We start from the raw sequence: 25,251 nt of genomic DNA, 5'->3' as shown, positions 1-25,251 counted from the left end.
GTGTCAGCTGTCGGTATCCGGGCGGCTGTTGAGCGTATCCGCCCGTTCGATCGAGCGAGGGCGGCGGCATGGTGGAAGCGGCGTACGGACGGCCGGAGCAGGCCGGCGGGGCGTCACGTCAGGGGAGCGAGGCACGGGCGGTGCGGCGGCGCGGAGCGGCCGTCCGCGCGGTGGCCGTGGTCCTCGCGGGCGCGGGGCTGGTGGGCGCGCTGGCCCCGGTCGCCGCGGCGACCGGGGCGCGCGGTGCCCGGCCGGCCGTGGACGGCGGAGCGGTGACGGTCGCCGGGTCGGAGCCGGTGGCCGAGGTCGCCGGGCGGGCCGACCGGGCGGCCCTGGACGCCGCCGTGCGCGCCATGGTGAGCCCCGGCGGCTCCACCGCCGCCCTCGGCCTGGTCACCGAACGCGGCCGCCCGGTCTGGAAGGGCGCGGCCGGCGCGGCGGACCTCGCCACCGGCGCCCCGGCCGCCCCCGACGGGCGGTTCCGGATCGGCAGCGTGACCAAGACCTTCGTGGCGACGGTCGTCCTGCAACTCGTCGCCGAGCACCGGGTCGGCCTGGACGACCCGGTGGAGCGCCACCTTCCCGGCCTGGTGCCCAACGGCGCGCAGATCACCGTCCGCCAGCTGCTCGGCCACACCAGCGGCATCTTCAACTACACCGAGGACGCCTCCTTCTCGTTCGAGGAGAGCGACGGCACGCTTCAGCAGTGGCTCGCCACCGGCCGCTGGCGCTCGTACCAGCCCCGGGAGCTGGTCGCGTTGGCGGCGGCCCACCCGGCGTACTTCGCGCCGGGGCAGGGCTGGCACTACTCCAACACCAACTACATCATCGCGGGGATGCTGATCGAGCGGCTCACCGGCCGGAGTTGGGCCCAGGAGGTGGAGCGGCGGATCATCCGGCCGCTCGGCCTCTCCGCCACCTCCATGCCGGTCGACTCGCCGTTCGTCCCGGGTCCGCACGCCCACGGCTACTACAAGCTGGCCGACGGCCCGGCGGACACCACCCTGCTCAACCCGAGCATGGCCGGCTCGGCCGGCGCCGGGATCTCCACCACGGCCGACCTCACCCGGTTCATCTCCGCACTCCTCGGCGGACGCCTGCTGGGCCCGGCCGAACTGGCCGAGATGAAGCGGGTCAGCCCCGAGAGCGGGCAGGCCGAGTACGGCCTGGGCCTGCAGCGGACGCCGACCGCGTGCGGCGAGTACTGGGGCCACGGCGGCGGCATCCCGGGCTACACCACCCTGCTGTACGGCGCGCCCGACGGGAAGCGGCAGTTCGCCGCCTCGGTCAACGCCTACGACCTGTCCGACCCGGCGGCCACCAACACCGCGTTCGAGAACCTGGTCGCCACCGGCGTCTGCGGCGGCCGTCCCCCGGCCGCGGCAGCCCCGGCCGGCACGCCGCTCGCCCCCGAGGGCATCCGCGCCGGCACCGGCCCGCTCGCCTGACCGGAGCTGCGCCGGCAGGGGCCCCGGGGCAGCCGGGGCCCCGCCCGGCCCAGGGCCTGTCTTCAAACTCCCGCCTGCCGAGCGGCGACCGGGGTGCGATCATGGCCGCCACACGATGGCAGATCGTCACCAGGAGGACCAGAGATGGCAGAGCCGCTGATCGCCGCAGTCGGGGGCCGGGTGCCCTCGGTCGACCCGACGGCCTTCCTCGCGCCCAACGCCGTGGTGGTGGGGGACGTGACGGTGGCCGCGGGGGCGAGCGTCTGGTACGGCGCGGTGATCCGCGGCGACGCGGAGTCGATCACGGTCGGCGCGGGCAGCAACATCCAGGACAACTGCACCCTCCACGCCGACCTCGGGTTCCCGCTGGTGATCGGGGAGCGGATCTCGGTCGGGCACAACGCCGTGCTGCACGGCTGCGTGATCGAGGACGACGTGCTGGTCGGGATGAACTCCACGGTGCTGAACGGCGCCCGGATCGGAGCGGGCTCGCTGGTCGCGGCGGGCGCCGTCGTCCCGCAGGGCATGCAGGTGCCCGCGGGTTCGCTGGTGGCGGGCGTGCCGGCCAAGGTCCGCCGCGAGCTGACCGAGGAGGAGCGGGCCTCGATCAAGTTCAACGGCGAGGGCTACCGCCTGCTGGCGGACGGCCACCGGGAGATCGTGCCGGTGGAGCGCCCGGCCGAGTAGGCGCCCGGCTCCGACCGGGTGGACGGAGCGGCCGGGCCCGGCGGCGCGGCCCCGCTCAGGCGGGCGTGCTCGCCGGGGCCGGCTCGGTCCGGCCCACCGCCGGGGCAGTCTCCGGCCCGGCCGCCGCCCCCTCGGCGCCCCCGGCCGCCCGGTCCGGGCCCCGGCGGTCGGCCGCCCAGGCGGCCAGCGCGATCGCCGCGCCCGAGGCGGCCAGCCCCGAGCCGACCAGGGTGGGCGAGGTCCAGCCCAGCCCGGCGTCCAGGGCGAGGCCGCCGAAGTAGGCGCCCTGGGCGTTGGCCAGGTTGAACGCGCCCTGCACCGTCGCGGAGGCCAGCGTGGGGGCGCTGCGCGCCTGCTGCATCACCAGGGTCTGCACGGCCGGCACGATCGCGAAGCCGCACAGGCCGACCAGCACCACCGTCAGCGCCGCCGACCACCGGGCGTGGGCGGTCACAGCGAGCAGCGCCAGCGAGGCGGAGGAGAGCACGAAGGCGGCACAGACGGTCGGGCGCAGCGCGCGGTCGGCGGCGAAGCCGCCGAGCAGGTTGCCGATCGTCATGCCCACCCCGAACAGCGCCAGCACCAGGGTGACCGATCCGGTGGCGTAGCCGGAGACCTCGGTGAGCAGCGGGGTGATGTAGCTGTAGCAGGCGAAGAAGCCGCCGCACCCGAACACGACGGTGGCCAGCGCGAGCCAGAGCTGTCCGTTGCGGAACGCGCCCAGCTCGTTCCGGAGCCCGCCCCGGGCGGGCGCGGGCAGCTCGGGCACCAGACGGACGATGGCGGCGGTGCCGGCCGCGGCGATCGCGACCACCACCAGCATCGTGGCCCGCCAGCCCAGGTGCTGGCCGAGCAGGGTGGCGGCGGGCACGCCGACGATGTTGGCCACGGTCAGGCCGGAGAACATCACGGCGACGGCCCGGGCACGCAGGTGCGGGGCGGCCAGTTCGGCGGCGGCCACCGCCCCCGCACCGAAGAAGGCCCCGTGCGGGAGTCCGGTGACCACCCGGGCGGCGGCCAGCGACCAGAACTCGGGCGCCACCGCGCAGAGCAGGTTGCCGGTCGCGAACAGGGCCGCCAGGCCGACCAGGACGGCCTTGCGCGGCCGCCCGGCGGCCAGCGCGGTGAGCAGCGGCGCGCCGATCACCACGCCGACCGCGTAGGCGGAGATCAGCCACCCGGCCTGCGGGATCGACACGCCGAGGTCGTCGGCGACCTGGGGGAGCAGCCCCATGGCGGCGAATTCGGTGGTTCCGATGGCGAACGCGGTGACGGCCAGGGCGACCAGCGCGAGTGGCAAGGCGGGACTCCGGGGTGACGACCGCACGAGGGGCAGGGCGGAGCGGGGGGAACGGGGGCAGGCGGGGGCGGAAACCGATTGGTTCACGCGGAATCCTAATCCGGCTGGATGGCGTCCCGGCGTGGTGCCCGTGACGCGCGGGTGACGGCGGGGGGTCGCCAGCCGTGGCCGCGCGCGCGAAACTGGGGGCATGTGCCGCAGTATCAAGACGCTCCGCCCGCCGGTGACGCCCGATGCCACCGAGGAGGACTTCCACGCCGCCGCCCTGCAGTACGTGCGGAAGGTGTCCGGCTTCCGGGCCCCGGCGGCGCACAACCGGGAGGCCTTCGACCGTGCCGTGGAGGCCGTCACGGAGGCTACGGCCACGCTGCTCGCCGAGCTGGAGGTGCGCGGCCAGTCCGCCCGTGCCGCCAGGGTCGGCGCCTGACCGGACGCGCGTGCGACGACCGGCCGGACCCGGCCGCGACCACCAGCAGGAGGAGATCGGCGATGAACCCCGCGGACCGTTACGCACTCACCTTCCCGGGCACCCCCGGCACGCAGGCTCCGCAGGACGTCGTGGTGGTCACCCGCACGAGTGCGACCGGTCCCGGCGGGCACCCGGTGTACGAGGACGCCAGCGGCATCGTCCGGGCCGAGATCAGCGACGCGGGCGAGGTCCGGATGCTGGCCAGCGGCGGCCACCAGTCCCCGCACTTCCCCGTCCACGCCGAGCCACTGCCGTAGGGCCCGCCCCTCTCTGCCGGTACGGCCGCGGCGAATCCGGCCCGGGCGGCCGGGCCGTCCGGCAGAATCGGCGCATGACCACAGCGAGCTGGCAGGGCACGGTCATCGCCGAGAGCGATGACACCACCGTCGTCGAGGGCAACCACTACTTCCCGGCCGAGTCCGTGCGCGCCGAGTACCTGCGGCCGTCCGACACCACCACGGTCTGTGGCTGGAAGGGCACCGCGGAGTACTACACCGTCCACGTCGGCGGTGCGACCAACCCCGACGCGGCCTGGTACTACGCCGATCCGAAGCCCGAGGCGGAGCACGTCCGGGGCCGGATCGCCTTCTGGCGCGGGGTGGAGATCATCGAGTAGGGCGTGTTCGACCCGCCCCGGGGCGTACCGCGCGGCGCCACCGGGTACCGGCAGAGCATGGCCATCTTCAGGAGACCGGGGCGGTCCGGCGAGCCGGAGCCGACCCCCGACCTCATCGCCGGTGAGATCGCCGAACTGGTCGAGGAGCTCGAACGCACGCCCGCCGAGGACGCCGGGGCCGGCCCGGGCGCACCGACCGCCGAGGAGCGGGCCGCGCGCGGCCGGCGCCTGGGAGCGGCCCTCGTCGACTCCGTCGCCCGCGCGCTCGCCCGGGGAGCCAAGGGCGGCCGGGCCGCCGCCAAGGGTGCCGCGTACGGCGGGCGGACCATGGCCGACCAGCTGATCCACGCGGCGCCGCGGATCCCGGTCCGGAACCTCGCGACGCTGCGGGCCCAGCACCCGAGGGCGCTCGACGCCGATCAGCTGGCCGACCTGCTGATCACCGGGGCGTCCCGGGCCTCCAGCACCCTCGGCGCCGGGGTCGGCGCGGCAGCGATGCTGCCCGTGCCGCCCGCGATGCCGGTGGAGATCGTCGCCGAGACCCTCGCGGTGGCGGCCGTCGAGATCAAGCTGATCGCCGAGCTGCACGAGGTCTACGGCTTCCCGGCGCAGGGGACCACCGTCCAGCGGGCCGGTGCCTACGTCGGGGCGTGGGCCAACCGGCGGGGGATCGACGCGACCTCGCTGGTGAAGCCGGCCGGGTTCGCCGCGATGGCGCTCGGGGGCGAGGTGCGCCAGCAGGTCCGCAAGCGGCTCACCCGGAGCACCCTGCGCCGGCTGCCCACGCTGATCCCGATGCTGGTCGGCGCGGGCATCGGGGCCGCCATCAACCGGCGCGACACCCGGAAGCTGGCCCGCGCCGTCCGGCGCGACCTGAGCTCCCGCCGACCGCTCGACGCCGGCTACTGGGCCGCCGCGGCCCCGCCCGCGCGGGGTGGGAAGGGCTCCTGAGCGGCGGGCCCGCCGCGACCGTCAGTGCGCCGCCACCGCCCGCCCGCCGGGCCGATCCCGGGCACGGCCGGGACCCGCGCACGCCCGGCCCGCACCGACGGCCCGCTCCCGGCCCGCACCGACGGCCCGCTCCTGGCCCACAGGGTCCGGACGGGCGGGCCGCCGGGGGAGCGGGTCACATACCGGGCGCCGACGGAGCGCCCGCCCCCCTCCCGGCCTTCACGGCGTTCACCATGGCCTGGTGGATCGCCCGGGCGGTGATCTCGTCCCCCGCCGGTACCGGGCTGCCGGCCACGGTGTACCAGTCCAGGGCCCCGGTGTACTGCACGGTCAGCCGGGTCTCGCCGTCCACCCAGGTGGTGTGGACGGTGAGGTCGCCGGAGATCGGTCCGACCTCGGCGGTGGTGACGCCGCCGGGTCCGCTGATGATCGACTGGGTGGTCCAGGTGGCCCACGATGCCCGTGGGTCCGCGGGCGGCTCGGTCGGCCGGCCGCCGGGTGCCGCTGCTGCGCCCTGCTGCTGCTCGCTCATGCGCCCATCCTCCCCCGCGGGGCCGCCGCCGACGCGGCAACGACACCCGCGGTCGCGGAGGCCGCCCGCTGCCGGGCGGCCTCGTGGAAATTCGTCCGTCGCGGACGGTCAGCTACGGCTCTCGGGTTCCTCCAGGGGTTCGCCCTCCGCCTGCGAGGTGTCCTGCGCGTGCAGGTTCTGCATCGAGGTGATGCCCTCCTCGGGGTCGGCGGCGCGGACGTCCTCCTCGCGGTCGACGCTCACCTCGGACCGTGCGCTCATATCGGTCATCGCGGGCTCCGTCTCCTCGGCCGGCCGGGGGCACGCGCCGGCGTCGCCGCGGTGTGCGCGCGATGGCGCCGCACGGTCCGCCGGACCGGGTCATCTGTTTCGCCCTTCCAGCCTGCCCCCGCGCCCGCCCCGGAGCCAACGGAACCCGGGGGCCGGACAGGACCTAGCGGGGCCGACCCGGTTCACCAGGTGACCGGGAGCTCCTTCAGGCCGTGGATGAGGGAGTCGAAGCGGAAGGCGGGCTCGCGCTCCGGTGCGGCCAGGTGCAGCCCGGGGAGCCGGCGGAACAGCGTGGCCAGGGCGATCTGCAGCTCCAGCCGGGCGAGCGGCTGGCCGAGGCACTGGTGCACGCCGAAGCCGAAGGCGAGGTGGCGCCGGGCGTCCCGGGCCAGGTCCAGCTCGCCGGCCGGCCGGGTGCCGGGCGCGCCGAACAGCGCCTCGTCCTGGTTGGCGGTGGAGAGCATCGCGACCACGCCCTCGCCGGCCCGGATCAGGGTGCCGCCGAGCTCGACGTCCTCGAGGGCGACCCGCGGCAGGCCGGTGTGGACGATGGTGAGGTGGCGCAGCAGCTCCTCCACCGCGCCGGGCAGGGCCGCCGGGTCGGCGAGCCGGGCGGCCTGCCCGGGGTCGCGGAGCAGCAGGAGCGTGGAGAGCCCGATCATGTTGGCGGTCGTCTCGTGCCCGGCGACCAGCAGGAGCAGGCCGGTGGCGGCGATCTCCCGGAGGCTGAGGTCGTCGCGGGCGACGAGCCGGCTGAGGATGTCGTCGCCGGGCCTGATCCGCTTCTGTGCGGCGAGTCCGCCGAGGTAGTCCATCAGTTCCCGCTGGGCCACGACCACCTGCGCCTCGTCGGCCGTGGTGCTGACGAGCACCCGGCTGAGGTCCTGGAACAGCTGCCGGTCCTCGTACGGGACGCCGAGCATGAGGCAGATGACCAGCGAGGGGACCGGCAGCGCGAAGGCGGCGACCAGGTCGGCGGAGGGGCCGGCGGCGGTCATCCGGTCGAGCGCCTCGTCGACGATCTGCTGGATGTCGGGGCGCATCCCGTCCACCCGCCTGACCAGGAAGTCCTCGGTGACCATGCGGCGTAGCCGGGAGTGTTCGGGGTCGTCGAGGCGGACGAAGGTGGGGTTGGCGGCGGCGAGTTCGCGCCGGCCGGGGAGGAAGCCGGGGAAGCCGGGCCGGCCGGCGTCGGCGCTGAACCGGCGGTCGGAGAGCACGGTGCGGACCTCCTGGTAGCCGGTGACCAGCCAGCCGGAGGAGCCGTCGCGCATCTCGGCGCGGGTGACCGTGCCCGCCCGGGCGGCCTCGGTGTAGGCGGGCGGCGGGCTGAACGGGCAGCGGCGGTCGTGGGGCGCCGGAAGCAGCGGCGCGGCCGCGGGAGCGGTGGGTGTGCTCGTCAAGGTGGCATCTCCTTGCGTGGCAGCGTGCGCGGCCGCAGCGTCGGCTGCGGCGGCGCGGGTGGGGGAGTGGACAAGTCCCGCCCGGCGGAGGCGAATCCGGCGCGGCCGGCGGCGCAGCCGTGGCCGTGGCGGGCGGCGGGTCGTGGGTGGTGGACAGCGGTTGGTGGCAGGTGGTGGCAGGTGGTGGCTAGCGGCGGGGGGCGTCCGGGAGGCTGCCGCGGGCCTACGCGGCGTCGCCCATCGCGTCGCCCACCGCGCCGCCCGCTCCGCCGCCCGCCGGCTCGGCGACGGTGATCGCGCCGCCGGGGCAGAGCTCGGCGGCGAGCCGCACGTCGGCGAACTGCCCCGGCGCCGGGGCGGCGGCGCGGAGTCTGACCAGGCCGTCGCGGTCGTCCTGGTCGAAGACGTCGGGCGCGGTCCGGACGCACTGGCCGGAGCTGCAGCAGCGGTCCCGATCGACGCTCACCTGCATGTACGGACACCTCTCAGTGGTGTGGCACCGGATCGTCCGGGCCGGCCGCCCCCCGCTGTCGTTGTCAACCTAACCGCCGCTCTGTCGCACACGAAGGGTGTGTCGCCGCTTCTGCGGAGAATGGCCGATTTCGTGCCGGTACGGGAAACTACTGGGGCGGAGGAGGTTTGAGCGGCCGTCACGGCAGTGGGCCGACCGTCAGAGCCCCTCCGCAGCGGCGATCTCCCGCACGGTGCCCACGGTGTCGGCCTCGGCGGCGCTCTTGTCGGGCCGGTAGCGGACCACCCGGGCGAACCGCAGCGCCAGCCCTGCGGGGTAGCGGGGGCTGCGCTGCACGCCGTCGAAGGCGATCTCCACCACCAGTTCCGGCCGGACCCGGACGGTGTAGGCGTCGCGTTCGACCTCCCGTGCGAGGAGTTCCGTGGTCTGCCACGCGAGCGTCTCGTCGGTCAGGCCCTTGAAGGTCTTGCCGAGCATCACCCAGGGGCCGAGCCCGGGTTCGCCGCCGGAGCGGGCGCCGAGGTGCAGATTGCTGAGGAAGCCGCGGCGCCGGCCGCTGCCCCACTCGGCGGCCAGCACGACGAGGTCGAGGGTGTGCCGGGGCTTCACCTTGATCCACCCGGCTCCGCGCCGGCCGGCCGCGTACGGCGCCGCCGGGTCCTTCGCCAGGACGCCCTCGTGGCCGAGCGCCAGGGTGTCGCGGAAGAACGTCAGCGCCTGCTCCCGGTCGGCGGCCTCGCTGCGGGCAACCCGCAGATCGGCGGGGACCGATTCGGCCAGCCCGGACCAGCGTTCCCGGCCCGGCCGGTCGACGAGGTCCTCGCCGTCCCGGTGCAGCAGGTCGAAGAAGTAGGCGTTCAGCGGGACTTCGGCCCGGAGCCGGGCGGGGTCCTGCCGGGAGGCGGTCCGGGCGGCGGTGTCCTGGAACGGGCGCGGGCGGCCGTCCGGGCCGAGGGCGATCGCCTCGCCGTCCAGGACGGCCGCGTCGAGCGGCAGTGCGAGGGCCGCCTCCGCCACCTCGGGCACCCGGGCGGTGATGTCGTCCAGGCTGCGGGTGAACACGGCGACGTCCCGGCCGTCCCGGTGGACCTGGACCCGGATGCCGTCCAGCTTCCACTCCAGCGCGGCCTCGCCGATCCGGTCCAGGGCGGATCCGACGTCCGGCGCAGAGGCGGCCAGCATCGGCCGGACCGGACGGCCGACCTCCAGCCGGAAGGCGTCCAGCGCGGGCCGGCCGCCGGTGAGTGCGGCCGACGCGACCGCACGCGCCGAGCCGCGGAACATCAGCGCCCGCCGCACCGCCGCTGCGGGCACGCCCGCGGCCTGGGCCACGGAGTCCGCCACCACCGCGTCCAGCGCGCCCTGACGCAGATCGCCGACCAGGACGGCCCGCAGGAAGGCCTGCTCGACGTCGGTGGCCCGCTCGAAGAGCCCGCCGAGCAGCCGGCGCCGCTCGGCCTGCGCCCCGGCGCCGTGCACGGCGGCGATGCCCTCCAGCGCCTGCTCGGTCTCCCGTACGCCCAGCGACGGCTCGGCGGCCGGCGGCGGCAGGTCCCGCAGGGCGGCCGGGCCGATGCCGGTGCGCAGCCGGTGCGACTCGCCGGAGAGCAGTGCCACCGCGGACGGCGCCTCGGCCGGGCCGAGCTCGCGCAGGCAGTCGGCGAGCAGGGCGGTCTTCGCCCGGCGGCCGGGTTCACCGGCGACGGCGCGGGAGGTCAGGGCCAGGTGCCGGAGCTGCATGGTGGGCTCCTCGGGGAGGGCGTGCAGCACCAGCATCGGCGACCGGCCCGGCCCGTGGCGGCAGGACACGCGCCCGCGGGCCGGCACGGGCGCTGCGCGGCGTCCGGTACGGGGCGCTGCGCGGGCCCGGCCTGCGGACCGCCGCTGGCGGTGTCCTGACCACCGCCGCTCCGGAGCGAATCCGTGCCGGACTTGTCCACGGCGTCGATCCGGCCCGGAGTCGACGGACCGTCATGCTGGCGCAACGCCGGGTGCGCCGGGTGCGCCGCACCGCCGCACCGCCGCATCCGGCCGTGACCGTGCTGACGTCCGACGACCGGAGACCGAGAGATGACGCCCGTGACCCCGACCCCAGCCCCCGCCGCCCCCGCCGCCTCTGCTGTCACCGCCGCCGCCCCCGCCCCCGCCGCCCCCGCCGCCCCCGCCGCCCCCGCCGCGGCCCGCTGGACCGTCGACGAGCCCGGGGCCGGCGACTTCGCCGTCTGGCGCGAGCTGTTCCGGGGCTACTGCGACTTCTACCGGGTGCCGATGCCGCCGGAGAAGGCCGAGCTGGTCTGGTTCTGGCTGACCGACCCGGCGCACGAACTGGACGGCCTGCTGGTCCGTGACACCGACGGCACGCCGGTCGGCCTGGCGCACTACCGGCCGTTCTCCCGGCCGCTGCACGGCGCGGTCGGCGGCTACCTGGACGATCTGTTCGTCCGTCCGGACGTGCGCGGCGGCGGTGCGGTGGACGCCCTGCTCGCCCGCCTGCGCGCGATCGCCGCCGAGCGCGGCTGGAACGTGGTGCGGTGGATCACCGCCGACGACAACCACCGGGCGCGCAGCAAGTACGACCAGGTGGCCGCCCGGACGATGTTCGTCACCTACGACATGGCGCCGGACGAGGGCTGAGCGGGCCCTGGGCGGCATCGCCCACGCCGGTCGCCCCGGTCGGCCCGGCCGTCCCCGGTTTCGCCGAGCCCGGGACGTCGCCGGGCGGCCCGGGTAGAGTGCGCCGACCGGAGTGCACCGGCCGGTCATCGGATCATCGGAAATTCGTTCGTACTTTCTGTTATCCGCACCCGGGCCGGGTGGTCTCCCATGTGTCGGCACCCGTACCGGCCGATCGGACGCCCCGAACACAGGAAGTGTGCCCAGGTGAACAGCGAAGACAGGACGACCATCCTCCCCGCGTCCGGCCGCGGTGCCGCGGACGGCGGACGAGTCGCGAGCCGCGCTGCCGACCGGCGCAGTGGCCGGGGTCGGCGCGGGCGCCGGCGCGGCGGGGTCGGGCCGGTCGTGGCCGTGGTCGCCGCGGTGGCCGGCACGGGCGTGGTCGCGGCGCTCGCCGGCGCCGGGTTCGGCGTTTACACCAGCGCCACCGGGGACCGCGACGAGCGGGCGGCCGTGGCGTTCGAACCGCAGATCGCCGCCGAGGCCGGCGACCACGACGGGATCCAGGTCCCCGGCGCCGGCGGCGGGGACCCGACCATGGCCGGCACCCCGGGCGGAACCGACCAGGCGCACGCCGCCACCGGCGACCCCGCGTCCCCGGGCGCCACCGCGACCGCCACCGGCTCGCCGACCGCGACCGCGACCGCCTCGACGAAGGCCTCCGCCACCCCGTCGGCGACCGGCCCGACGGCGTCCGCCTCGGGCAAGGCGAGCACCGCCCCGAAGGCCTCCGCGACCACCGCGACGGCGGGCCGCACCACCCAGGCCGCTCCGCCGCCCGCCGGAAGCGGTGGCGGCGCCGGTGGCGGCGGGACGTCGGACCAGTACGCCCAGCAGGTGGTGGACCTGGTCAACGCCGAGCGGGCCAAGGCGGGCTGCGGGCCGCTCACCGCCGAGTCCCGGCTGGCCACCGCGGCCCAGAACCACAGCGAGGACATGGCCAACCGGAACTACTTCGACCACGCCAGCCCCGAGGGGTTCCACGCCGACCACCGGATCGAGGCCACCGGCTACAAGTGGAGCAGCTGGGGCGAGAACATCGCCCGCGGCCAGAAGGACCCGGCCGCCGTCATGAACGCGTGGATGAACAGCTCCGGCCACCGCGCCAACATCCTCAACTGCTCGTTCAAGCAGATCGGCGTCGGTGTGCGGACCGGCTCAGGCGGCCCCTGGTGGACCCAGGTCTTCGCCGCCCCGGCCTGATCCCGGCCCCCACCGACCACCCTCGTCGTCCCGTCCACCCCCGCCGCCCCTGCCCGTGCCGATCGCCGTCGCCGTTCGACCGGGGCCACCCCACCCCCTTCCGTCGCTCTGTCACCACGCACCCTCCATCCGTCCGCCACGATCCCTGCACCATCCCGACCCGCCCGGCGGGCCCGTCCGGAGGCTTCCGGCGGGCCCGTTGGCGGCCCGTTTTCCGAATCCGCGCAAATTGTTGTTATCTGAGCACTCCCCGGAGGTCTCCGAGGAGGCAGCGGCGGACGGAACACGGCAAGACGGAGTGCGGACCCATGAACGTTGACGTGCAGAACCGGACCGGGACGACCCTTGTGCTGGCGGCCCAGGCGGGCGACCGGCAGGCCAAGGAGGCGCTGGTCGCCACCTGGCTGCCCCTCGTCTACAACGTCGCCGGACGTGCGCTGGACGGGCACGCCGACGTCGACGACGTCGCGCAGGAGACCATGATCCGCGCGCTCGACGGCCTCGGCGGGCTGCGCGACCCGGAGTCGTTCCGCTCCTGGCTGGTCGCCATCACCATGAACCAGGTCCGCCGCCGCTTCACGGGCCAGCAGCAGAGCCCCGTCGGCGGCCTGGACGAGAGCTGGGAGGTCGTCGACCCGCGCGCCGACTTCACCGACCTCACCATCCTGCGGCTCGGCCTGTCCGGGCAGCGGCGGGAGACCGCCGAGGCCACCCGCTGGCTGGACCCGGACGACCGCGAGCTGCTCGCCCTCTGGTGGCTGGAGGCGTCCGGCGAGCTCACCCGGGCCGAGCTGGCCGAGGCGCTCGACCTGACGCCGCAGCACGCGGCCGTCCGGGTCCAGCGGATGAAGAAGCAGCTGGAGGCGGGCCGGGTCGTGGTCCGGGCGCTGACGGCCTACCCGCGCTGCCCCGAGCTGGCCGAGGTGACGACCGGGTGGGACGGCACGCCCAACTCGGTCTGGCGCAAGCGGATAGCCCGGCACATCCGCGGCTGCGCCCGCTGTGACCGGCTGGGCCGCGACCTCTTCCCCGCCGAGGGGCTGCTGGCCGGCCTCGCGCTGGTGCCCGTGCCGACGGACATGCCCATCACCCTGCCCTTCCAGCCCACGGCCGGCGCGGGGAACGCCGCGGGCTCGCACGGGGGCGGCTCGGACTCCGGGGCGTCCAACGCCGGCGGCCCGGGTGACGGCGGCCCGGGTGACGGCGGTGCCGGCGCCGGGAGCGCGGGCCACGGCGGCGGGCAGGCGGCCGGTGCGCAGGCCGGTGCTCCGGCCGACCCGGGCGGTGGCGGGATCTGGGGCGGTCTGGCGCGGCGGAAGGCCGCCGTCGCGGGCGGCACGGCGACGGTCCTCGCCGTCGCGACCCTCGCCCTGGTCTGGCCGAGCAGCCCGCAGCCCGAGCAGGCCGTGCCCGAACCCAGTGCGCCCGCGACGGTGCCGGACGCCGTGCCGACCGCCACGCTCGCCGCGCTGCCGGCCCCGGAGCCGACCGTGACCGAGACGCCGACGCCGCCACCGGCCCCGGTGGTCACCCCGCCGCCGGTCACCGTCACACCCACCGTCACGCCCACTCCCACGGCCACGCGCTCGACCCCGCCCACCCCGGAGCGGCAGCTCGTCGACCTGGTCAACGCCGAGCGGGCCAAGGCGGGCTGCGGCCCGCTGCGGATCGACCCGAAGCTGCACACGGCCGCCCAGAAGCACGCGGACGACATGGTGGCGCGCGGCTTCTTCGACCACGTGAACCCGGACGGCGCCCGCGCCGACGCCCGGATCACCGCCGCCGGCTACAAGTGGTCGCAGTGGGGCGAGAACATCGACCGGGGACCGAGCGCGCCGTCCACGGTGTTCTCCCGCTGGATGGACGGCGGGATCCACCAGTCCAACATGCTGGACTGCGCCTTCAAGGACGTCGGCATCGGCGTGGCCTCCGGCCCGGCCGGCCTCCTGTGGACCCAGGACCTGGGCAGCCAGCTCGGCTAGCGGTGCACGGCCGGTCCGGCCGGCGGGGTGAGCCCCGGTCGGACCCCGGTCAGACCGGCAGGCCGACCAGGCCGTCCGCCTGGCCCGTGACGTGGCTGGTCGCGTCGCCGACCACGCCGCCGGCGTCGCCGACCTGCCCCTGGACGGCGTCCGGGGCCGAGGTGACCGTCCCGCCCTGCTGGAGCGGGCCGGTCAGGTCGCCCTGCCCGCCGACCGCGCTCGCGTGCGCGCTGGGAGCGGTCAGGGAGGCCACGACGCCCACGGCGAGCGAGGCGACGGCGAGCATGCTGCGCTTCTTCATGCCCCGTCCAACGACGCTGCGCCACCCGGGTCACGGGTGCCGATCGGGCGGGTGACGGCGGGTTTCCGGTGGCGGGTGGCATGGGAGGGCGGTGGGATGGGGAAGGGTCGGGGGGCAAATCCGGCAAACCATGGCACTTCGCCGGAGTGACCCGGGTGCACGGGCGCTTCCCCGCTCCGCGCCCGCTGAGGCAACCGCGACAAGAAGGGCATCCGAATGTACGCAGCCGAGCTCACGCCGACCGTCCTCGCCGAGCTGCGCCGCCCCCGGCGCTACCCGGCCGTCTCCGTCCTGCTGCCCACCCACCGCAGGGAGCCCGACAACGCCCAGGACCCGGTGCGTCTGCGGAACCTGGTCGCCGAGGCCAAGAACCGGCTGCACGCCGACGAGGCCGTCTCCCGGGCCGACCGGCTCGACGTGGTCGACCAGCTGGACCGGGCCCTGCGCGAGGTGGACCTGGTGCACGCGGAGGACGGCCTGGCGATCTTCGCGGCGCCCGGCGAGTTCCAGGTGTGGTCGCTGCCGCGCAACGTGCCCGCCCGCGTGGTGCTCTCCGAGACCTTCCTGACCCGCAACCTGGTCTCCGCGTACATCGCCGGCGCGCCCTACTGGGTGCTCACGGTGGCCGCCGACCGGGTCGCGCTGTTCGGCGGGACCGGGCCGCGGCTGGTCGAGCACACGTCGGGCCGGTTCCCGCTCGACCAGGTCCTGCCGGACTGGGACGTCGAGCGCCAGGAGCAGATCGGCGACGTGCCCAGCACCTTCCGCGACGAGGAGACCCGCCGCTTCCTGCGCGAGGCGGACACCGCCCTCACGGCCGTGCTGGAGGCCGACCAGCGCCCGCTGTACGTGCTCGGCGAGGCCGCCGCGCTGGCGCTGCTGGACGAGGTGGGCTCCGGAGTGAAGCGCGCCACCGCCCAGGTGCCGCGCGGCGGCCTCGGGCACGCCGCGGCCGCCGCCGTCGCCGAGGCCGTCCGGTCGACGGTGGCCCAGCAGGGGGAGCGCGCCGTCGCCGAGGTGCACAAGCGCCTCGACCAGGCGCGCAGCGACAAGGCGCTGGCCAGCGGCATCGACGAGGTCTGGCAGAGCGTCACCCTGGGCCGGGTGGCGCTGCTGGCGGTCGAGGAGGACTACTGGGAGCCCGTCAACGTGGCGGACAACCACCTGGTGCCCGCCGGCGCCGGCGAGCCCGACGTCCGCGAGGACATGGTCGACGAGATCGTGGAGCGGGCCCTGGACACCGGTGCCACGGTGCGGTTCGTGCCCGCCGGCGAGCTCGCGGACGGCGGCCGGATCGCCGCCGTCCTGCGCTACTGACCGCCGCCTGATCCCATCGGGCCGCGGCCGGGCCCCCACCCGCTCGTCAGCGGTAGAACGTCCGCCCGGCCGCGCCCGAGGAGACCGACCAGACCTCGCTGATCCGGCCCGCCGTGATCCGCAGGGTGTCCGTCCCGCTGCGGGCGACCGTCCCGCCCTGCTCGTCCGTGAACTCGGCCAGGTACGGCCGCGCCACCACTCCGGACGGCAGGCCGTCGACCAGTGCGAGGTCCACCACCGCCACCCCCTCGGACCGGAACCGCAGACCGGAACGACGGCCGTGCCACCCGGCTATCAGCCCGGCGAGCTGCTCCGGCTCCCGTGCCTCGTCGAAGGCCTCGGTGCCCGCCTGGGCGTACCGCAGCGTGAACTCCGGGGCCATGATCTCCGCCGCGAGCCCCGTCTCGCCGTTCCACATCGCCGTCCAGCGCTCGTAGGCCTCCACCCCGAACCGCCGCAGCTCCTCGTTCATCCCCGTCCCCCAGCTTTCGATCGTGCTCGATTCCGACAACTGAGACCGTAGCAAGGGGTACTGACAATCCGTCCGGCCGGAGCCGGTGCCCCGCCGTCCGCCGCTCCCCGCCCCGCCGTCCGCCGCCGCCCGACCGGCCCCGTCCTGCGACGTTGCCTGGCGGGAAGCGCCGCGGACGCCCTAGGGTGCTGGTCGGAGCACCGGCCGTGCGGGCCGGGGGAGTCGGCGGAGAGCCTGGGGGCGGCATGCGGTTCCTGTTCGTGCACGGCACCGGGGTGCGGCGCGAGGGGTACGACCCGCTGTTCGAGCTGGTGGCCCGTGAACTGACGGAGCGTTTCCCGGCGGCGGACGTGGTGCCCTGCTACTGGGGGGACGACCACGGCGTGACGCTGGCCGCCGGGGGCGCATCCATCCCGGGCTTCGCCGGCCTCCCGGCGCCCTCGGCCGACCCTGGCGGCGCGGTGCCGGCGGAGGCGCTGGTCGACCGGGCGGACGGCGGGTGGACGCTGCTGCTGGTCGACCCGCTCTGCGAGCTGCGGGTGCTGGCCGAACTGCCGGCCGAGGACGAGGCGTTCGGCGCGCCGGGGGTCCGCACCCCGGGCGAGGTGGTGGCCGGGCTGCTGGCCGAGCTCGCGGACTCCCCGGCGGCCGGCGGCGCGGCCGGTCCCGGCGAGCTGGAGGAGCTGCTGGCCGCCACCGTGCTCGCCCCCCACCTCGCCGCCGCGCTCGACCGGCTGGCCGGCGCCGAGGAGTTCGCGCAGGCCTGCGACCGGGCCTTCGAACCGGCGGCCGGGGCCGAACTGACCGCCGCCACCGCCCGCGCGCTCACCGCCGAACTGCTCACCCTGGCCGGCCCGGCCGCCCTCTGCACCGCGGACGAGCGGGACCGGCTGGTCCTCCTCCTCACCGACCGCCTCGGCGGCGCCGCGCGCGGTCCGCTGGGCCGGGCGGCCGGGGTGCTCGGCCGGCTCGGGATGCGGCTCGGCGGACAACGGCTGCTGGAGCGCCACCGCGGCGCCCTGACCGTCGGCGCCACCCCGGCGCTCGGCGACATCCTCCGCTACCAGGCGCGCGGCGGCCCGCTGCGCGCCTACCTGGCCGACCGGATCGCCGCCGCCCCAGGCCCGACCGTGGTGATCGGCCACAGCCTCGGCGGCATCGCGCTGGTGGACTGCCTGGCGCTCGCCGCCGCCCGGGGCGAGACGCCGGCCGGGCTGCGGCTGCTGGTGACCGTCGGCTCCCAGGCACCGTTCCTGCACGAGCTCGGCGCGCTCAACGGGCTGGAGCCGGGCGCTGCGCTGCCCGCCGGATTCCCCGAGTGGCTGAACGTCTACGACCCCGGGGACGTGCTCGGCTACCGGGCCGCCCCGGTCTTCCCCGGCGATCCACGGGTCACCGACCACGAGCTGAGCAGCCGTCAGCCCTTCCCGTACTGCCACAGCGCCTACTTCAAGCTCCCCGCCCTCTACGACCGGATCGCCGCCGCACTGGACGGCGCGGCCGCGCAGGAGGCCGCCGCCGTACCGGAGGCCGCCGCGCCGCCCGCCGTCCCCCGCGCGAGGCGTGCGGGCGACGCCCGGGCCGCCGGGTGACCGTCGCCGCCGACGTCGACCCCGCGGGCCTCGCGCCCGAGCGGGTGTTCGCCCTCGTCGTCGGCATCGAGTCCTACGGCGTGGGCGCCGACTGGAACCTCCGCGGCCCGGCCCGCGACGCCGTCCGCTTCGCCGAGTGGCTGACCGGCCCGGCCGGGGTGCCCGCCGCCAACGTCCGGCTCTTCCTCTCCCCGCTGCCGGCCCCGCCGGTGGTGCCGCCCCGGCCGCGGCCCACGCCGCAGTCGTACGCACGGCGCGTCGGCGCCGCCGAGGCCGGCCCGGACGGGGCGCCGCCGCGGCCCTGCCCGGGCACGCCGGGCACCCCGTCGGCCAACGGCGGACCGCCACGCTCCGCCCTGCCCGGGCACGCCCGGCTCCCCGCCGCACGCCCGGCCACCAGCCGGGAGATCGAGGACGCCCTGCTGCGCGAACTGCCCGCCTGCGAAGGCGACCTGCTGCTCATCTACTGGGCCGGCCACGGCTACGCCGGCGAGCACGACCAGCTGCTGCTGCCGTTCGCCGACGCCTCGGCCCCGCCGATCCGCCACCTCGACCTCGACTCGGTGCTGCGGTTCTGGCGCTCCAGCAAGGTCCACCAGCGCTTCCGCCAGGTGGTCTCGATCGGCGACGCCTGCCGCCTGGACGTCCGCTCCGGCGTCCGCTCGACCTTCGGCCGGGTGGACTACGGCACCGGCAGACCGGTGCGCGGCCGCCGCACCTTCGTCCTCTACGCCGCCCAACCCGGCCTTCCCGCCCAGAACCTCGACGGCGGCGGCCGCCTCACCGACACCCTGCTGGCCCGGCTGGCCGGCCGCAGCCTCGACGACAGCCTCCGCCACCTGCCCGACATCGCCCGCGAGGTGCACGCCGACCTCGCCGCGCTCGCCGACCGCGGCCAGGCCTGGCAGCAGATCCAGTGGCGGATCAGCGACTGGGACGGCAACCCGGTCCTCGACGACGGCTGGCCGGACGAACCGGCCGGCGCGCCCCGCCTCGACGACCAGGCCTGGGCCGAGCTGGACCGCCTGCTGCCCGGCCCCGGACTGCCGCCGGACGCCTACCGCGCCTACCGCTGGGCCTTCGAGGCGGCCGGCTGCGCCCCGCCGGGCCCGGTGCTGCCCGCCGCGGAGCCGATGGCCGTGGTCCGCGACCTCGACCACCGGCTCGGGTCCGCCGACCGGCGCCTGCCGCTGCCGCTCGCCTTCGTCCGCTACCTGGCCGCCCGCGAGGCCGACCCGGTGCGCGCCGAGCGGCTGGCCGACTGGGTCCGCCGCACCGGCGGGCGGCTCGGCGCCGAGGCCGTCCCCGCCCCGCCGGCGCCGGAACGCGACGGCCGCACCGAACTCCACGTCGAACTCACCGAGTCCAGCGACGACGACGCCTACCTGGCCCGGATCTGGCTGCACCGGCGCGGCTTCGAGGCGCTCTGGGAGTCCGGCCGCCCGCTGCCCCTGCGGGCCGTCCGCGCGGAGCTGCTCCGGCAGCTGTTCGGCCCGGCCGTCGGCCCGGACCTGCGGCGGATCGAGTTCCACGTCCCCGAGCCGCTGCTGGAGGAGGAGTTCGAGTGCTGGCCGCTGCCCACTCGGGGCCGCCGCAGCGCCGAACTCGGCGGCGCCTACGAGGTGCTGGTCCGCTGCCCGGACGAGCGGACGCACCAGTCGGGGCGGCGCTGGCGGCGCAAGTGGGCCTGGTACCGGGAGCACGGCGGCCGGCACCCGGACGCCGTCCACGCGCTCACCGAGGGCACCGCGCTCGATCCCGGGCTCGCCGACCGGCTCGGCGCCGAGGGCCACCCGGTCTGCGCCCTGCTCGACCGGTACGCCGTGCCGGTCGCGGAGCGGCTGGAGCTGGTGCTGGACGCGGGCCTGCCGATCGCCGTCTGGCGGCGCACCGGTGGCGCGCGCCCGGCCGCGTGCGCCCGCCCGGCGGGCCGCACCGCCGATCGCCCCGAGGACCGCCCGGCCGGCCTGCCCGGCTGCCCCGCCGAGTCCGGCCTGGCCGCCCTCCTCGCGCCCGGCGCCGGCCCCGGTGGCGCCCCCGGGGACGACGGGAACGGCCTCGACCTCGACCGACTGCCCGCCGCCGTCTGGAAGCTGCGCATCGGATCCGCCGCCGGCGGCTGCGCCGGCTGCCCGTCCGCGCGGCGCCTCGGACTGCTCTGGGACGACCCCGACCACCGCCCGCAGACCAGATCGCTGTCCTGACGGGGGATCGCCGTCCTGACAGGAAGGGAAGGAAGCAGCACATGAAGGACTGGTGGATCTACCAGGGCGAGGGCACCCCGGAGGAGCGGCTCTCCCGACTGGCCGGCAAGCAGCCGCCCTGGCGGGACTTCGACGGCACCCCCGACCCGCACTACCGGGCCCCCGGGGCCACCGGGCAGGCCTGGGAGCGGACCGCCCGGCGCGGCACCGGCTACGTGCCGGACGAGGCCGAGATCGACACCGTCAACACGGCCCTCTACCTCAGCCGCCCGCTGCTGGTCACCGGCAAACCCGGTGTCGGCAAGTCCACCCTGGCCTACAGCATCGCCACCGACCTCGGCCTCGGCCCGGTCCTGCACTGGCCGATCACCAGCCGCAGCACCCTGCGCGACGGCCTCTACCGCTACGACGCGATCAGCCGGCTGCACGACGCCAACCTCCAGCAGCTCAGCGGCGACGGGGCCACCGGCGGCCCGGCCGCGGCCCGCCCGGCGGAGCCGGACCACTCGATCGCGCCCTACCTGCGGCTCGGCCCGCTCGGCACCGCGCTGCTGCCGCAGGAGCGGCCCCGGGTGCTGCTGATCGACGAGATCGACAAGAGCGACATCGACCTGCCGGGGGACCTGCTCACCGTCTTCGAGGACGGCGGCTTCGAGATTCCCGAGCTGGCCCGGATCGCCGCCCGGGAGCCGCGGGTCCGGATCGGTACCCACGACACCCTCGACACCCCGGGCGCACCGGTGCCGCCCGCACCGGCACCGGTCGATCCCGGCCCGGTCGATCCGGGCCCGGTGCCACCCGGACCGGCGACCGCCGGCCCGGTGGCCGCCACCGTCGGCGTCGACCACGGCCGCGTCCAGTGCCGCGCCTTCCCCGTCGTCGTCCTCACCAGCAACAACGAGCGCGACTTCCCGCCGCCCTTCCTCCGCCGCTGCATCCGCCTGCACGTCCGGCCACCGGGCCCGGCCAGACTCGAACAGATCATCAGACAGCGGCTCCACCTGCCCACCGAGCTCGACGACCGGCGCCGCAGCCTCGTCCAGGACCTCGTCCGGGCCTTCGAGGAGCAGCGCACCGAGGGCGACCTCGCCACCGACCAGCTGCTCAACGCCGTCCAACTCCGCCTCAGCGGAGCCTGGTCGGACGACGGCGAGCGCGACGCCTTCCTCCGGACCGTCCTGCAGAAGCTCACCGGACCGGCCTCACCATGACCGACCGGCTGCTGCGCGCCCTCGCCGAGGCCGACGCCGCCTCGGCGGCGGGCCTCGGGCCCGAGGAGCTCGCGGACATCCTCTGGCTGGCCGGCTGCCTCGACGACGCCGCCCGCGGCCGGGACCGGCCGGCCGTGCCCGCCGACCCCGGCGGCAGCGCCGGCGAGGCCGCCCCCGGCGCCGGCCCGGACGGCGGTCCGGCGGACGAACACGCCCCGGACGAGCCGCCGTTCGAGCAGCACTACGCCACCGCCGACCTCGCCGCCCCGCCCGCCGAGCCGGACCACGCTCCCGAACCCGGACCCGAGCACCTCCCCGGCGCCCCCGGGTCGGACCGCGCCGCCGAGAACGCCCCCGCCGCCCGCCGCGGCGACCTCGTCCGCGTCCCCCGTGCCGCCGCCCTCGCCGACCCGCTCGCCGTCATGCGCGCCCTGCGCCCGCTCGGCCGCCGCACCCTCGCCGACAGCCACGGCGAACCCGAACTCGACGAGGAGGCCACCGTCAGCGCCGGCGTCGACCAAGGCCTGCTGCTGCCCGTGCTGCGCCCCACCCCCGGCCGCTGGCTGGACCTCGCCCTGGTCATCGACACCCACCGCTCGATGACGCTCTGGCACGACCTCGTCGCCGAGCTGCGCCGGGTGATCGCCCAGACCGGCGTCTTCCGCGACGTCCGCACCTGGTACCTCGGCGGGACCGAGGCCGGCGGGCGGCCCGGCCTGGCCGCCCGCCCCGGCGGAGCGCTGCGCCGTCCGCAGGAGATCGCCGACCCGGCCGGGCGGCGCCTGATCCTGGTCGTCACCGACACCGTCGGCGGCGGCTGGGGCGGCCCGGCGCTGGACGCGGTGCTGCGGGGCTGGGGCCGGCACGGACCGGTCGCCGTCCTCAACGTGCTGCCCGAACGCCTCTGGTCGCGCGGCTCCGTCCGCCCCGCCCCGCTCTGGCTGCGCGCCGCCGGTCCGGTCGCGCCGAACACCGCCTGGGAGGCCGCGGCCACCCGTGCGCGCGGGCGCACCCACCGGAGGCTGCGCGCCGACGCCCCCGACCGCCCGCTGCCCGTGCCGGTGGTGGACCCGAGCCCGGCCTCGCTGGCCGCGCTCGCGGCGCTGGTCTCCGGCGGCGGCCGGCGCAGCCGGCTCAGCTGCCTGCTGGTCGGCGAGCCGGGCGCGGCGCCCGCCGGCCGGGCCGACCGGACACCGCCCGCCGACGAGGCCGACCGGCCCCCGGCTGCCGACGGCGGCCGCCCCCCGACCGCCGCGGAGCCGGCGCTGGAACGGTTCCGGGCCAGCGCGTCCCCGCTGGCGCAGGAGCTGGCCGGCCACCTCTCCGCCGTCCCGCTGGTCCTGCCGGTGATGACGCTGGTCCGCCGCGCGATGCTCCCGCAGGCCGACCACGGCCACCTCGCCGAGGTGCTGCTCGGCGGCCTGCTCGCCCCCTGGGAGGCGCCGCCGCCCGGCACCGACCCGGACGTCGTCGAGTTCGACTTCCTGCCCGGCGTCCGCGACGCCCTGCTCGGCGCCCAGCGCCGCGACACCGTCGCCCGGATCCGCCGCACCGTCCGGCACCAGGTCGCCGCCTACCTCCGCTCGCGCCGCGCCTCGGCCGCCGACTTCCCGGCCGTCCGGGTGGCCGAGGAGACGCGCAGCCGCGCGCTGGCGCCCGACGCCCTGCCCTTCGCCGAGTCGCCTGCTGCCGTTCCGGCACGGACCCCGGCCCTGGCGGCGGCCTACCTGCAGCCCGAGGAGTCCTGGGCGTCCATGACCGTCGCCGAGGCCCTCGAACGGCCCGAACTGCTCGGCGTCAGGCCCGCCGAACAGCGGCCCGGCCTGCCGTACCTCACCCCCTACCTCGACCGCCCGGTGGACGCCGAGATCCGGCGCCTGGTCGGCCGGGCCGCCCAGGGCATCTCGACCGTGCTGCTGATCGCCGGCGCCCCGGCCTCCGGCCGGACCAGGGCGTGCTTCGAGGCGCTGCGCGCCCTGCCCGCCGACTGGACGGTGTGGCGGGCGCAGAGCCTGCCGGGGCGCGAGCTCCGACCGGAGGAGCCCGAACGGTGCACGGTGGTCTGGTTCGACGAGGCGGAGCGGGTGCTGAACACCCCGCAGGGCCAGGAGTCCGACCTGGTCGGGCGGATCTCGGCCTGGGCCCGGTCCCGCTCCCGGGGCCCGCTCCTCCTGCTGGGCACGGTCCGGACGGACCGGCACGACCCGCCCGGCCCGGCCGGATCCCCCGCGGGAGGGATGCTCCGGCACGTCCGGATGCTGGAGATGCCCGAGTACTTCGACCGGCAGCAGGCCGCCGACGCCGTCCTCGGCAGCGACCCGCGGCTCGCCGAGGCGGCCCGGGTGGCCGCGGACGGAGGGGTCGTCCAGGCGCTGACGGCCGCGCCCGGGCTGCGGGCCCGGTTCGACCGGGCACCCGAGGAGGTCCGGGCCGTCCTCGACGCGGCGCTCGACGCGCTGCGCCTGGGCCATCACCGCTCCCTGCCCGCGAGCCTGCTGCGGGCGGCGGCGCCGGGCTACCTGCACACCGCACCGGCGACGGACACCTGGTTCGAGCGGGCGATGGCCGATGCGACGGCGGAGGGCGCCGGCGGGGCCGGACTGATCCGGGCGGATCACGGCTCCGGGTTCGAGGGCAGCGCCGCCCCCCGGGCGCCGTACACCCTGCACCCGCTGCTGGAGGCCTGGTACCTGGACGGCCGGACGGGCTCGGTGCCGCCGGACGCGTTCTGGGACGCGCTGCTGGCGCACGCGGACCGCGGTGACCTGAGCCGGCTCGCCCGCGGGGCCCGCAGCATCGGTGCGGACGCCAGGGCCGAGGAGCTGGCAGCGGCGGCGAGCACCTACTACCGGCACCGGTACGCGCAGTTCGTCGACTCGGGCGGCGGGGCCGAGCTCGCCGGCGCCCGGCCCTACTTCTTCCTCAGCTACGCGCACACCCCGCGGGCCGGTGCGACCGGGGCCGGCGATCCGAACCTCTGGGTGCGTCAGCTCTACCGGGACCTCTGCGAAGCGGTGCTGCAGCTGACCGACGTGCCCGCGGGCGTCCCGGTCGGGTTCATGGACGAGTCCATGCACCAGGGGGAGCTGTGGGCCGACCGGATCGCGCGGGAGCTGGCCACCTGCCGGGTCTTCGTGCCGCTCTACTCACCGCGCTACTTCGACAGCCTGCCGTGCGGTCAGGAGTGGTACACGTTCACCCGGCGGAAGGTCTACGCGGCCGACCGCGAGTCGGAGCGCACCAGCGCGATCGTGCCGGTGCTCTGGGCGCCCATGAACCGCTACCGGCTGCCCGAGGTGGCCGGCGAACTACAGTTCGACCATTCCGGCTTCGGCCCCGACTACGTGAGCGAGGGCCTGTTCGCGCTGATGAAGCTGAGCTACTACCGCTCGGCGTACGAGCTGGCGGTCCACCGGCTGGCCCGGCGGATCGTCGAGGTGGCCGAGGAGACGGTCGTCCCGGTCGGGCGCACGCTGGACCTGAGCGCCCAGCCCAGCGCCTTCGAGCCGGTCCGCCGGAGCGTGCGGGAGCTGCGCGTCCTCGTCCTCTCCTGCCGCCGCGACGAGCTGCCGGCCGGCCCGAGCCCCACCGCGTACGGGCCGCAGCGCACCGACTGGAACCCGTACGGGAGCACCCTCGGCCGTTCGCTGGCCGAGCACACGGCAGGTCTGCTCCGCGGGATGGGCTTCGAACCCACCGTGTACGACCTCGTCTCCGAGGGCGAGCGGCTGCTGGGGGAGGAGTCGCCCACGGCGCTCGCGGTGCTGCTGCTCGACCGCTGGGCCCTGCTGGACGCCGAGCGGATCGCGCTGCTGCGCCGGCTCGACCGGCGGAACCACAAGGTGGTGGCCGTGCTGGAGCCGGGCAGCCCGGACGATCCGGGCGACACGGCCGCCGGGGCGGAGCTGGCCGAGCTCAGCCGGTCCGCGCTGGCGGCCGGCGGCTTCCTGCCGGCCGGGCGACCTCGGGCGAACCGCCTGCCCGTCCTGGGCTCACTGAGCGCCTTCGAGGACGCCCTGGCCGGGGTCGCGACGGCCGCTCGCCGCGCGGTCGAGAACCGCTGGCCGGACGGCCCCCGTCGGGGCTCCGACGGTGAGGAGGGCGGGAGCCCGGGCCGCCCGCGCCTGCGCTGACCGCCGCCGGCC

At 76.7% G+C, this 25,251-nt stretch carries 22 protein-coding genes; 14 read left to right on the top strand and 8 right to left on the bottom strand.

Annotation, left to right across the window (positions count from 1 at the left end):
• The first annotated feature begins 68 nt into the window (after positions 1-68).
• Both ACIPSC_RS23555 and ACIPSC_RS23550 read left to right on the top strand, forming a co-directional pair.
• A complete protein-coding gene (locus tag ACIPSC_RS23555) occupies positions 69-1,448 on the top strand; it encodes a serine hydrolase domain-containing protein (protein ID WP_400828058.1) in 1,380 nt (459 codons plus the stop codon).
• Positions 1,449-1,592: 144 nt separating this feature from the next.
• Positions 1,593-2,135, top strand: coding sequence for a gamma carbonic anhydrase family protein (locus tag ACIPSC_RS23550; RefSeq protein WP_400828057.1), 543 nt, complete (start codon positions 1,593-1,595; stop codon positions 2,133-2,135).
• Positions 2,136-2,190: 55 nt separating this feature from the next.
• On the opposite strand, the gene ACIPSC_RS23545 is transcribed toward ACIPSC_RS23550, so the two are convergent.
• The gene (locus ACIPSC_RS23545) at positions 2,191-3,435 is read right to left on the bottom strand and encodes an MFS transporter (protein WP_400828056.1); all 1,245 of its coding nucleotides are present in this window, start codon (positions 3,433-3,435) and stop codon (positions 2,191-2,193) included.
• Positions 3,436-3,625: 190 nt separating this feature from the next.
• On the opposite strand from ACIPSC_RS23545, the gene ACIPSC_RS23540 reads away from it, so the two are divergent.
• From ACIPSC_RS23540 to ACIPSC_RS23525, 4 genes are all read left to right on the top strand, one after another.
• The gene (locus tag ACIPSC_RS23540; protein ID WP_400828055.1) at positions 3,626-3,862 is read left to right on the top strand and encodes a DUF2277 domain-containing protein; all 237 of its coding nucleotides are present in this window, start codon (positions 3,626-3,628) and stop codon (positions 3,860-3,862) included.
• Between the two features lie 62 nt (positions 3,863-3,924).
• Positions 3,925-4,161 carry a DUF6296 family protein gene (locus ACIPSC_RS23535; protein WP_238859131.1) on the top strand — a complete coding sequence of 79 codons (237 nt, stop codon included), beginning with the start codon at positions 3,925-3,927 and terminating at the stop codon, positions 4,159-4,161.
• A gap of 74 nt (positions 4,162-4,235) precedes the next feature.
• Positions 4,236-4,520 (top strand): DUF427 domain-containing protein, encoded by a 285-nt coding sequence (locus tag ACIPSC_RS23530; RefSeq protein WP_400828054.1) that lies wholly within the window; start codon positions 4,236-4,238, stop codon positions 4,518-4,520.
• A gap of 57 nt (positions 4,521-4,577) precedes the next feature.
• Positions 4,578-5,471, top strand: coding sequence for a hypothetical protein (locus ACIPSC_RS23525; RefSeq protein WP_400828053.1), 894 nt, complete (start codon positions 4,578-4,580; stop codon positions 5,469-5,471).
• A 175-nt stretch (positions 5,472-5,646) separates the two neighbouring features.
• On the opposite strand, the gene ACIPSC_RS23520 is transcribed toward ACIPSC_RS23525, so the two are convergent.
• The 5 genes from ACIPSC_RS23520 to ACIPSC_RS23500 form a co-directional block, all read right to left on the bottom strand.
• Positions 5,647-6,003, bottom strand: coding sequence for a hypothetical protein (locus ACIPSC_RS23520; RefSeq protein WP_395297842.1), 357 nt, complete (start codon positions 6,001-6,003; stop codon positions 5,647-5,649).
• A 108-nt stretch (positions 6,004-6,111) separates the two neighbouring features.
• On the bottom strand, positions 6,112-6,273 hold the full coding sequence (locus ACIPSC_RS23515; protein ID WP_400828052.1) for a hypothetical protein: 162 nt from the start codon (positions 6,271-6,273) through the stop codon (positions 6,112-6,114).
• Positions 6,274-6,455: 182 nt separating this feature from the next.
• Complete coding sequence (locus tag ACIPSC_RS23510; RefSeq protein WP_400828051.1) at positions 6,456-7,676, bottom strand: cytochrome P450; 1,221 nt, start codon at positions 7,674-7,676, stop codon at positions 6,456-6,458.
• Positions 7,677-7,899: 223 nt separating this feature from the next.
• Positions 7,900-8,148: a ferredoxin gene (locus tag ACIPSC_RS23505; RefSeq protein WP_400828050.1), complete on the bottom strand. Its 249-nt coding sequence runs from the start codon at positions 8,146-8,148 to the stop codon at positions 7,900-7,902.
• Between the two features lie 198 nt (positions 8,149-8,346).
• Positions 8,347-9,888: an ATP-dependent DNA ligase gene (locus ACIPSC_RS23500; protein WP_400828049.1), complete on the bottom strand. Its 1,542-nt coding sequence runs from the start codon at positions 9,886-9,888 to the stop codon at positions 8,347-8,349.
• Positions 9,889-10,227: 339 nt separating this feature from the next.
• Between ACIPSC_RS23500 and ACIPSC_RS23495 the strand changes: the two genes are divergently transcribed.
• The 3 genes from ACIPSC_RS23495 to ACIPSC_RS23485 all read left to right on the top strand — a co-directional run bounded on the left by ACIPSC_RS23495 (position 10,228) and on the right by ACIPSC_RS23485 (position 14,009).
• Complete coding sequence (locus tag ACIPSC_RS23495) at positions 10,228-10,782, top strand: GNAT family N-acetyltransferase (protein WP_400828048.1); 555 nt, start codon at positions 10,228-10,230, stop codon at positions 10,780-10,782.
• Between the two features lie 387 nt (positions 10,783-11,169).
• Positions 11,170-12,027 (top strand): CAP domain-containing protein, encoded by an 858-nt coding sequence (locus ACIPSC_RS23490; RefSeq protein ID WP_400828047.1) that lies wholly within the window; start codon positions 11,170-11,172, stop codon positions 12,025-12,027.
• Between the two features lie 308 nt (positions 12,028-12,335).
• Positions 12,336-14,009: a sigma-70 family RNA polymerase sigma factor gene (locus ACIPSC_RS23485; protein ID WP_400828046.1), complete on the top strand. Its 1,674-nt coding sequence runs from the start codon at positions 12,336-12,338 to the stop codon at positions 14,007-14,009.
• Positions 14,010-14,058: 49 nt separating this feature from the next.
• On the opposite strand, the gene ACIPSC_RS23480 is transcribed toward ACIPSC_RS23485, so the two are convergent.
• On the bottom strand, positions 14,059-14,310 hold the full coding sequence (locus ACIPSC_RS23480) for a hypothetical protein (protein ID WP_400828045.1): 252 nt from the start codon (positions 14,308-14,310) through the stop codon (positions 14,059-14,061).
• Between the two features lie 216 nt (positions 14,311-14,526).
• Between ACIPSC_RS23480 and ACIPSC_RS23475 the strand changes: the two genes are divergently transcribed.
• Entirely contained in the window at positions 14,527-15,627 is a 1,101-nt protein-coding gene (locus ACIPSC_RS23475) for a chemotaxis protein (RefSeq protein ID WP_400828044.1), read from the top strand.
• 46 nt (positions 15,628-15,673) lie between these two features.
• Here ACIPSC_RS23475 and ACIPSC_RS23470 read toward each other — a convergent pair whose 3' ends face one another.
• Positions 15,674-16,099 (bottom strand): hypothetical protein, encoded by a 426-nt coding sequence (locus tag ACIPSC_RS23470; RefSeq protein WP_400828043.1) that lies wholly within the window; start codon positions 16,097-16,099, stop codon positions 15,674-15,676.
• Between the two features lie 245 nt (positions 16,100-16,344).
• On the opposite strand from ACIPSC_RS23470, the gene ACIPSC_RS23465 reads away from it, so the two are divergent.
• Genes ACIPSC_RS23465 through ACIPSC_RS23450 form a run of 4 tightly spaced genes read left to right on the top strand, consistent with a single transcriptional unit; the run spans position 16,345 to position 25,239 of the window.
• The gene (locus ACIPSC_RS23465; RefSeq protein ID WP_400828042.1) at positions 16,345-17,691 is read left to right on the top strand and encodes a hypothetical protein; all 1,347 of its coding nucleotides are present in this window, start codon (positions 16,345-16,347) and stop codon (positions 17,689-17,691) included.
• Positions 17,688-19,895 (top strand): hypothetical protein, encoded by a 2,208-nt coding sequence (locus tag ACIPSC_RS23460; protein ID WP_400828041.1) that lies wholly within the window; start codon positions 17,688-17,690, stop codon positions 19,893-19,895. Before ACIPSC_RS23465 ends, ACIPSC_RS23460 begins: the two co-directional genes overlap by 4 nt.
• A gap of 41 nt (positions 19,896-19,936) precedes the next feature.
• On the top strand, positions 19,937-21,106 hold the full coding sequence (locus tag ACIPSC_RS23455) for an AAA family ATPase (protein WP_400828040.1): 1,170 nt from the start codon (positions 19,937-19,939) through the stop codon (positions 21,104-21,106).
• Positions 21,103-25,239, top strand: coding sequence for a TIR-like protein FxsC (locus tag ACIPSC_RS23450; protein ID WP_400828039.1), 4,137 nt, complete (start codon positions 21,103-21,105; stop codon positions 25,237-25,239). Before ACIPSC_RS23455 ends, ACIPSC_RS23450 begins: the two co-directional genes overlap by 4 nt.
• The last annotated feature ends 12 nt before the right edge of the window (positions 25,240-25,251 follow it).

The sequence above is a fragment of the Kitasatospora sp. NPDC090091 genome (assembly GCF_044747365.1).
In the GTDB taxonomy this organism is placed as follows: domain Bacteria; phylum Actinomycetota; class Actinomycetes; order Streptomycetales; family Streptomycetaceae; genus Kitasatospora.
The sequence above is the reverse complement of the archived record's forward strand: the minus strand, read 5'-3'. Positions and strand labels throughout refer to the sequence as shown.

Coding starts and splice junctions, on each gene's coding strand:
- ACIPSC_RS23555 (WP_400828058.1), top strand. CDS start 69: ATGGTGGAAGCGGCGTACGGACGGCCGGAGCAGGCCGGCGGGGCGTCA.
- ACIPSC_RS23550 (WP_400828057.1), top strand. CDS start 1,593: ATGGCAGAGCCGCTGATCGCCGCAGTCGGGGGCCGGGTGCCCTCGGTC.
- ACIPSC_RS23540 (WP_400828055.1), top strand. CDS start 3,626: ATGTGCCGCAGTATCAAGACGCTCCGCCCGCCGGTGACGCCCGATGCC.
- ACIPSC_RS23535 (WP_238859131.1), top strand. CDS start 3,925: ATGAACCCCGCGGACCGTTACGCACTCACCTTCCCGGGCACCCCCGGC.
- ACIPSC_RS23530 (WP_400828054.1), top strand. CDS start 4,236: ATGACCACAGCGAGCTGGCAGGGCACGGTCATCGCCGAGAGCGATGAC.
- ACIPSC_RS23525 (WP_400828053.1), top strand. CDS start 4,578: ATGGCCATCTTCAGGAGACCGGGGCGGTCCGGCGAGCCGGAGCCGACC.
- ACIPSC_RS23520 (WP_395297842.1), bottom strand. CDS start 6,003: ATGAGCGAGCAGCAGCAGGGCGCAGCAGCGGCACCCGGCGGCCGGCCG.
- ACIPSC_RS23515 (WP_400828052.1), bottom strand. CDS start 6,273: ATGACCGATATGAGCGCACGGTCCGAGGTGAGCGTCGACCGCGAGGAG.
- ACIPSC_RS23505 (WP_400828050.1), bottom strand. CDS start 8,148: ATGCAGGTGAGCGTCGATCGGGACCGCTGCTGCAGCTCCGGCCAGTGC.
- ACIPSC_RS23500 (WP_400828049.1), bottom strand. CDS start 9,888: ATGCAGCTCCGGCACCTGGCCCTGACCTCCCGCGCCGTCGCCGGTGAA.
- ACIPSC_RS23485 (WP_400828046.1), top strand. CDS start 12,336: ATGAACGTTGACGTGCAGAACCGGACCGGGACGACCCTTGTGCTGGCG.
- ACIPSC_RS23480 (WP_400828045.1), bottom strand. CDS start 14,310: ATGAAGAAGCGCAGCATGCTCGCCGTCGCCTCGCTCGCCGTGGGCGTC.
- ACIPSC_RS23475 (WP_400828044.1), top strand. CDS start 14,527: ATGTACGCAGCCGAGCTCACGCCGACCGTCCTCGCCGAGCTGCGCCGC.
- ACIPSC_RS23470 (WP_400828043.1), bottom strand. CDS start 16,099: ATGAACGAGGAGCTGCGGCGGTTCGGGGTGGAGGCCTACGAGCGCTGG.
- ACIPSC_RS23465 (WP_400828042.1), top strand. CDS start 16,345: ATGCGGTTCCTGTTCGTGCACGGCACCGGGGTGCGGCGCGAGGGGTAC.
- ACIPSC_RS23455 (WP_400828040.1), top strand. CDS start 19,937: ATGAAGGACTGGTGGATCTACCAGGGCGAGGGCACCCCGGAGGAGCGG.
- ACIPSC_RS23450 (WP_400828039.1), top strand. CDS start 21,103: ATGACCGACCGGCTGCTGCGCGCCCTCGCCGAGGCCGACGCCGCCTCG.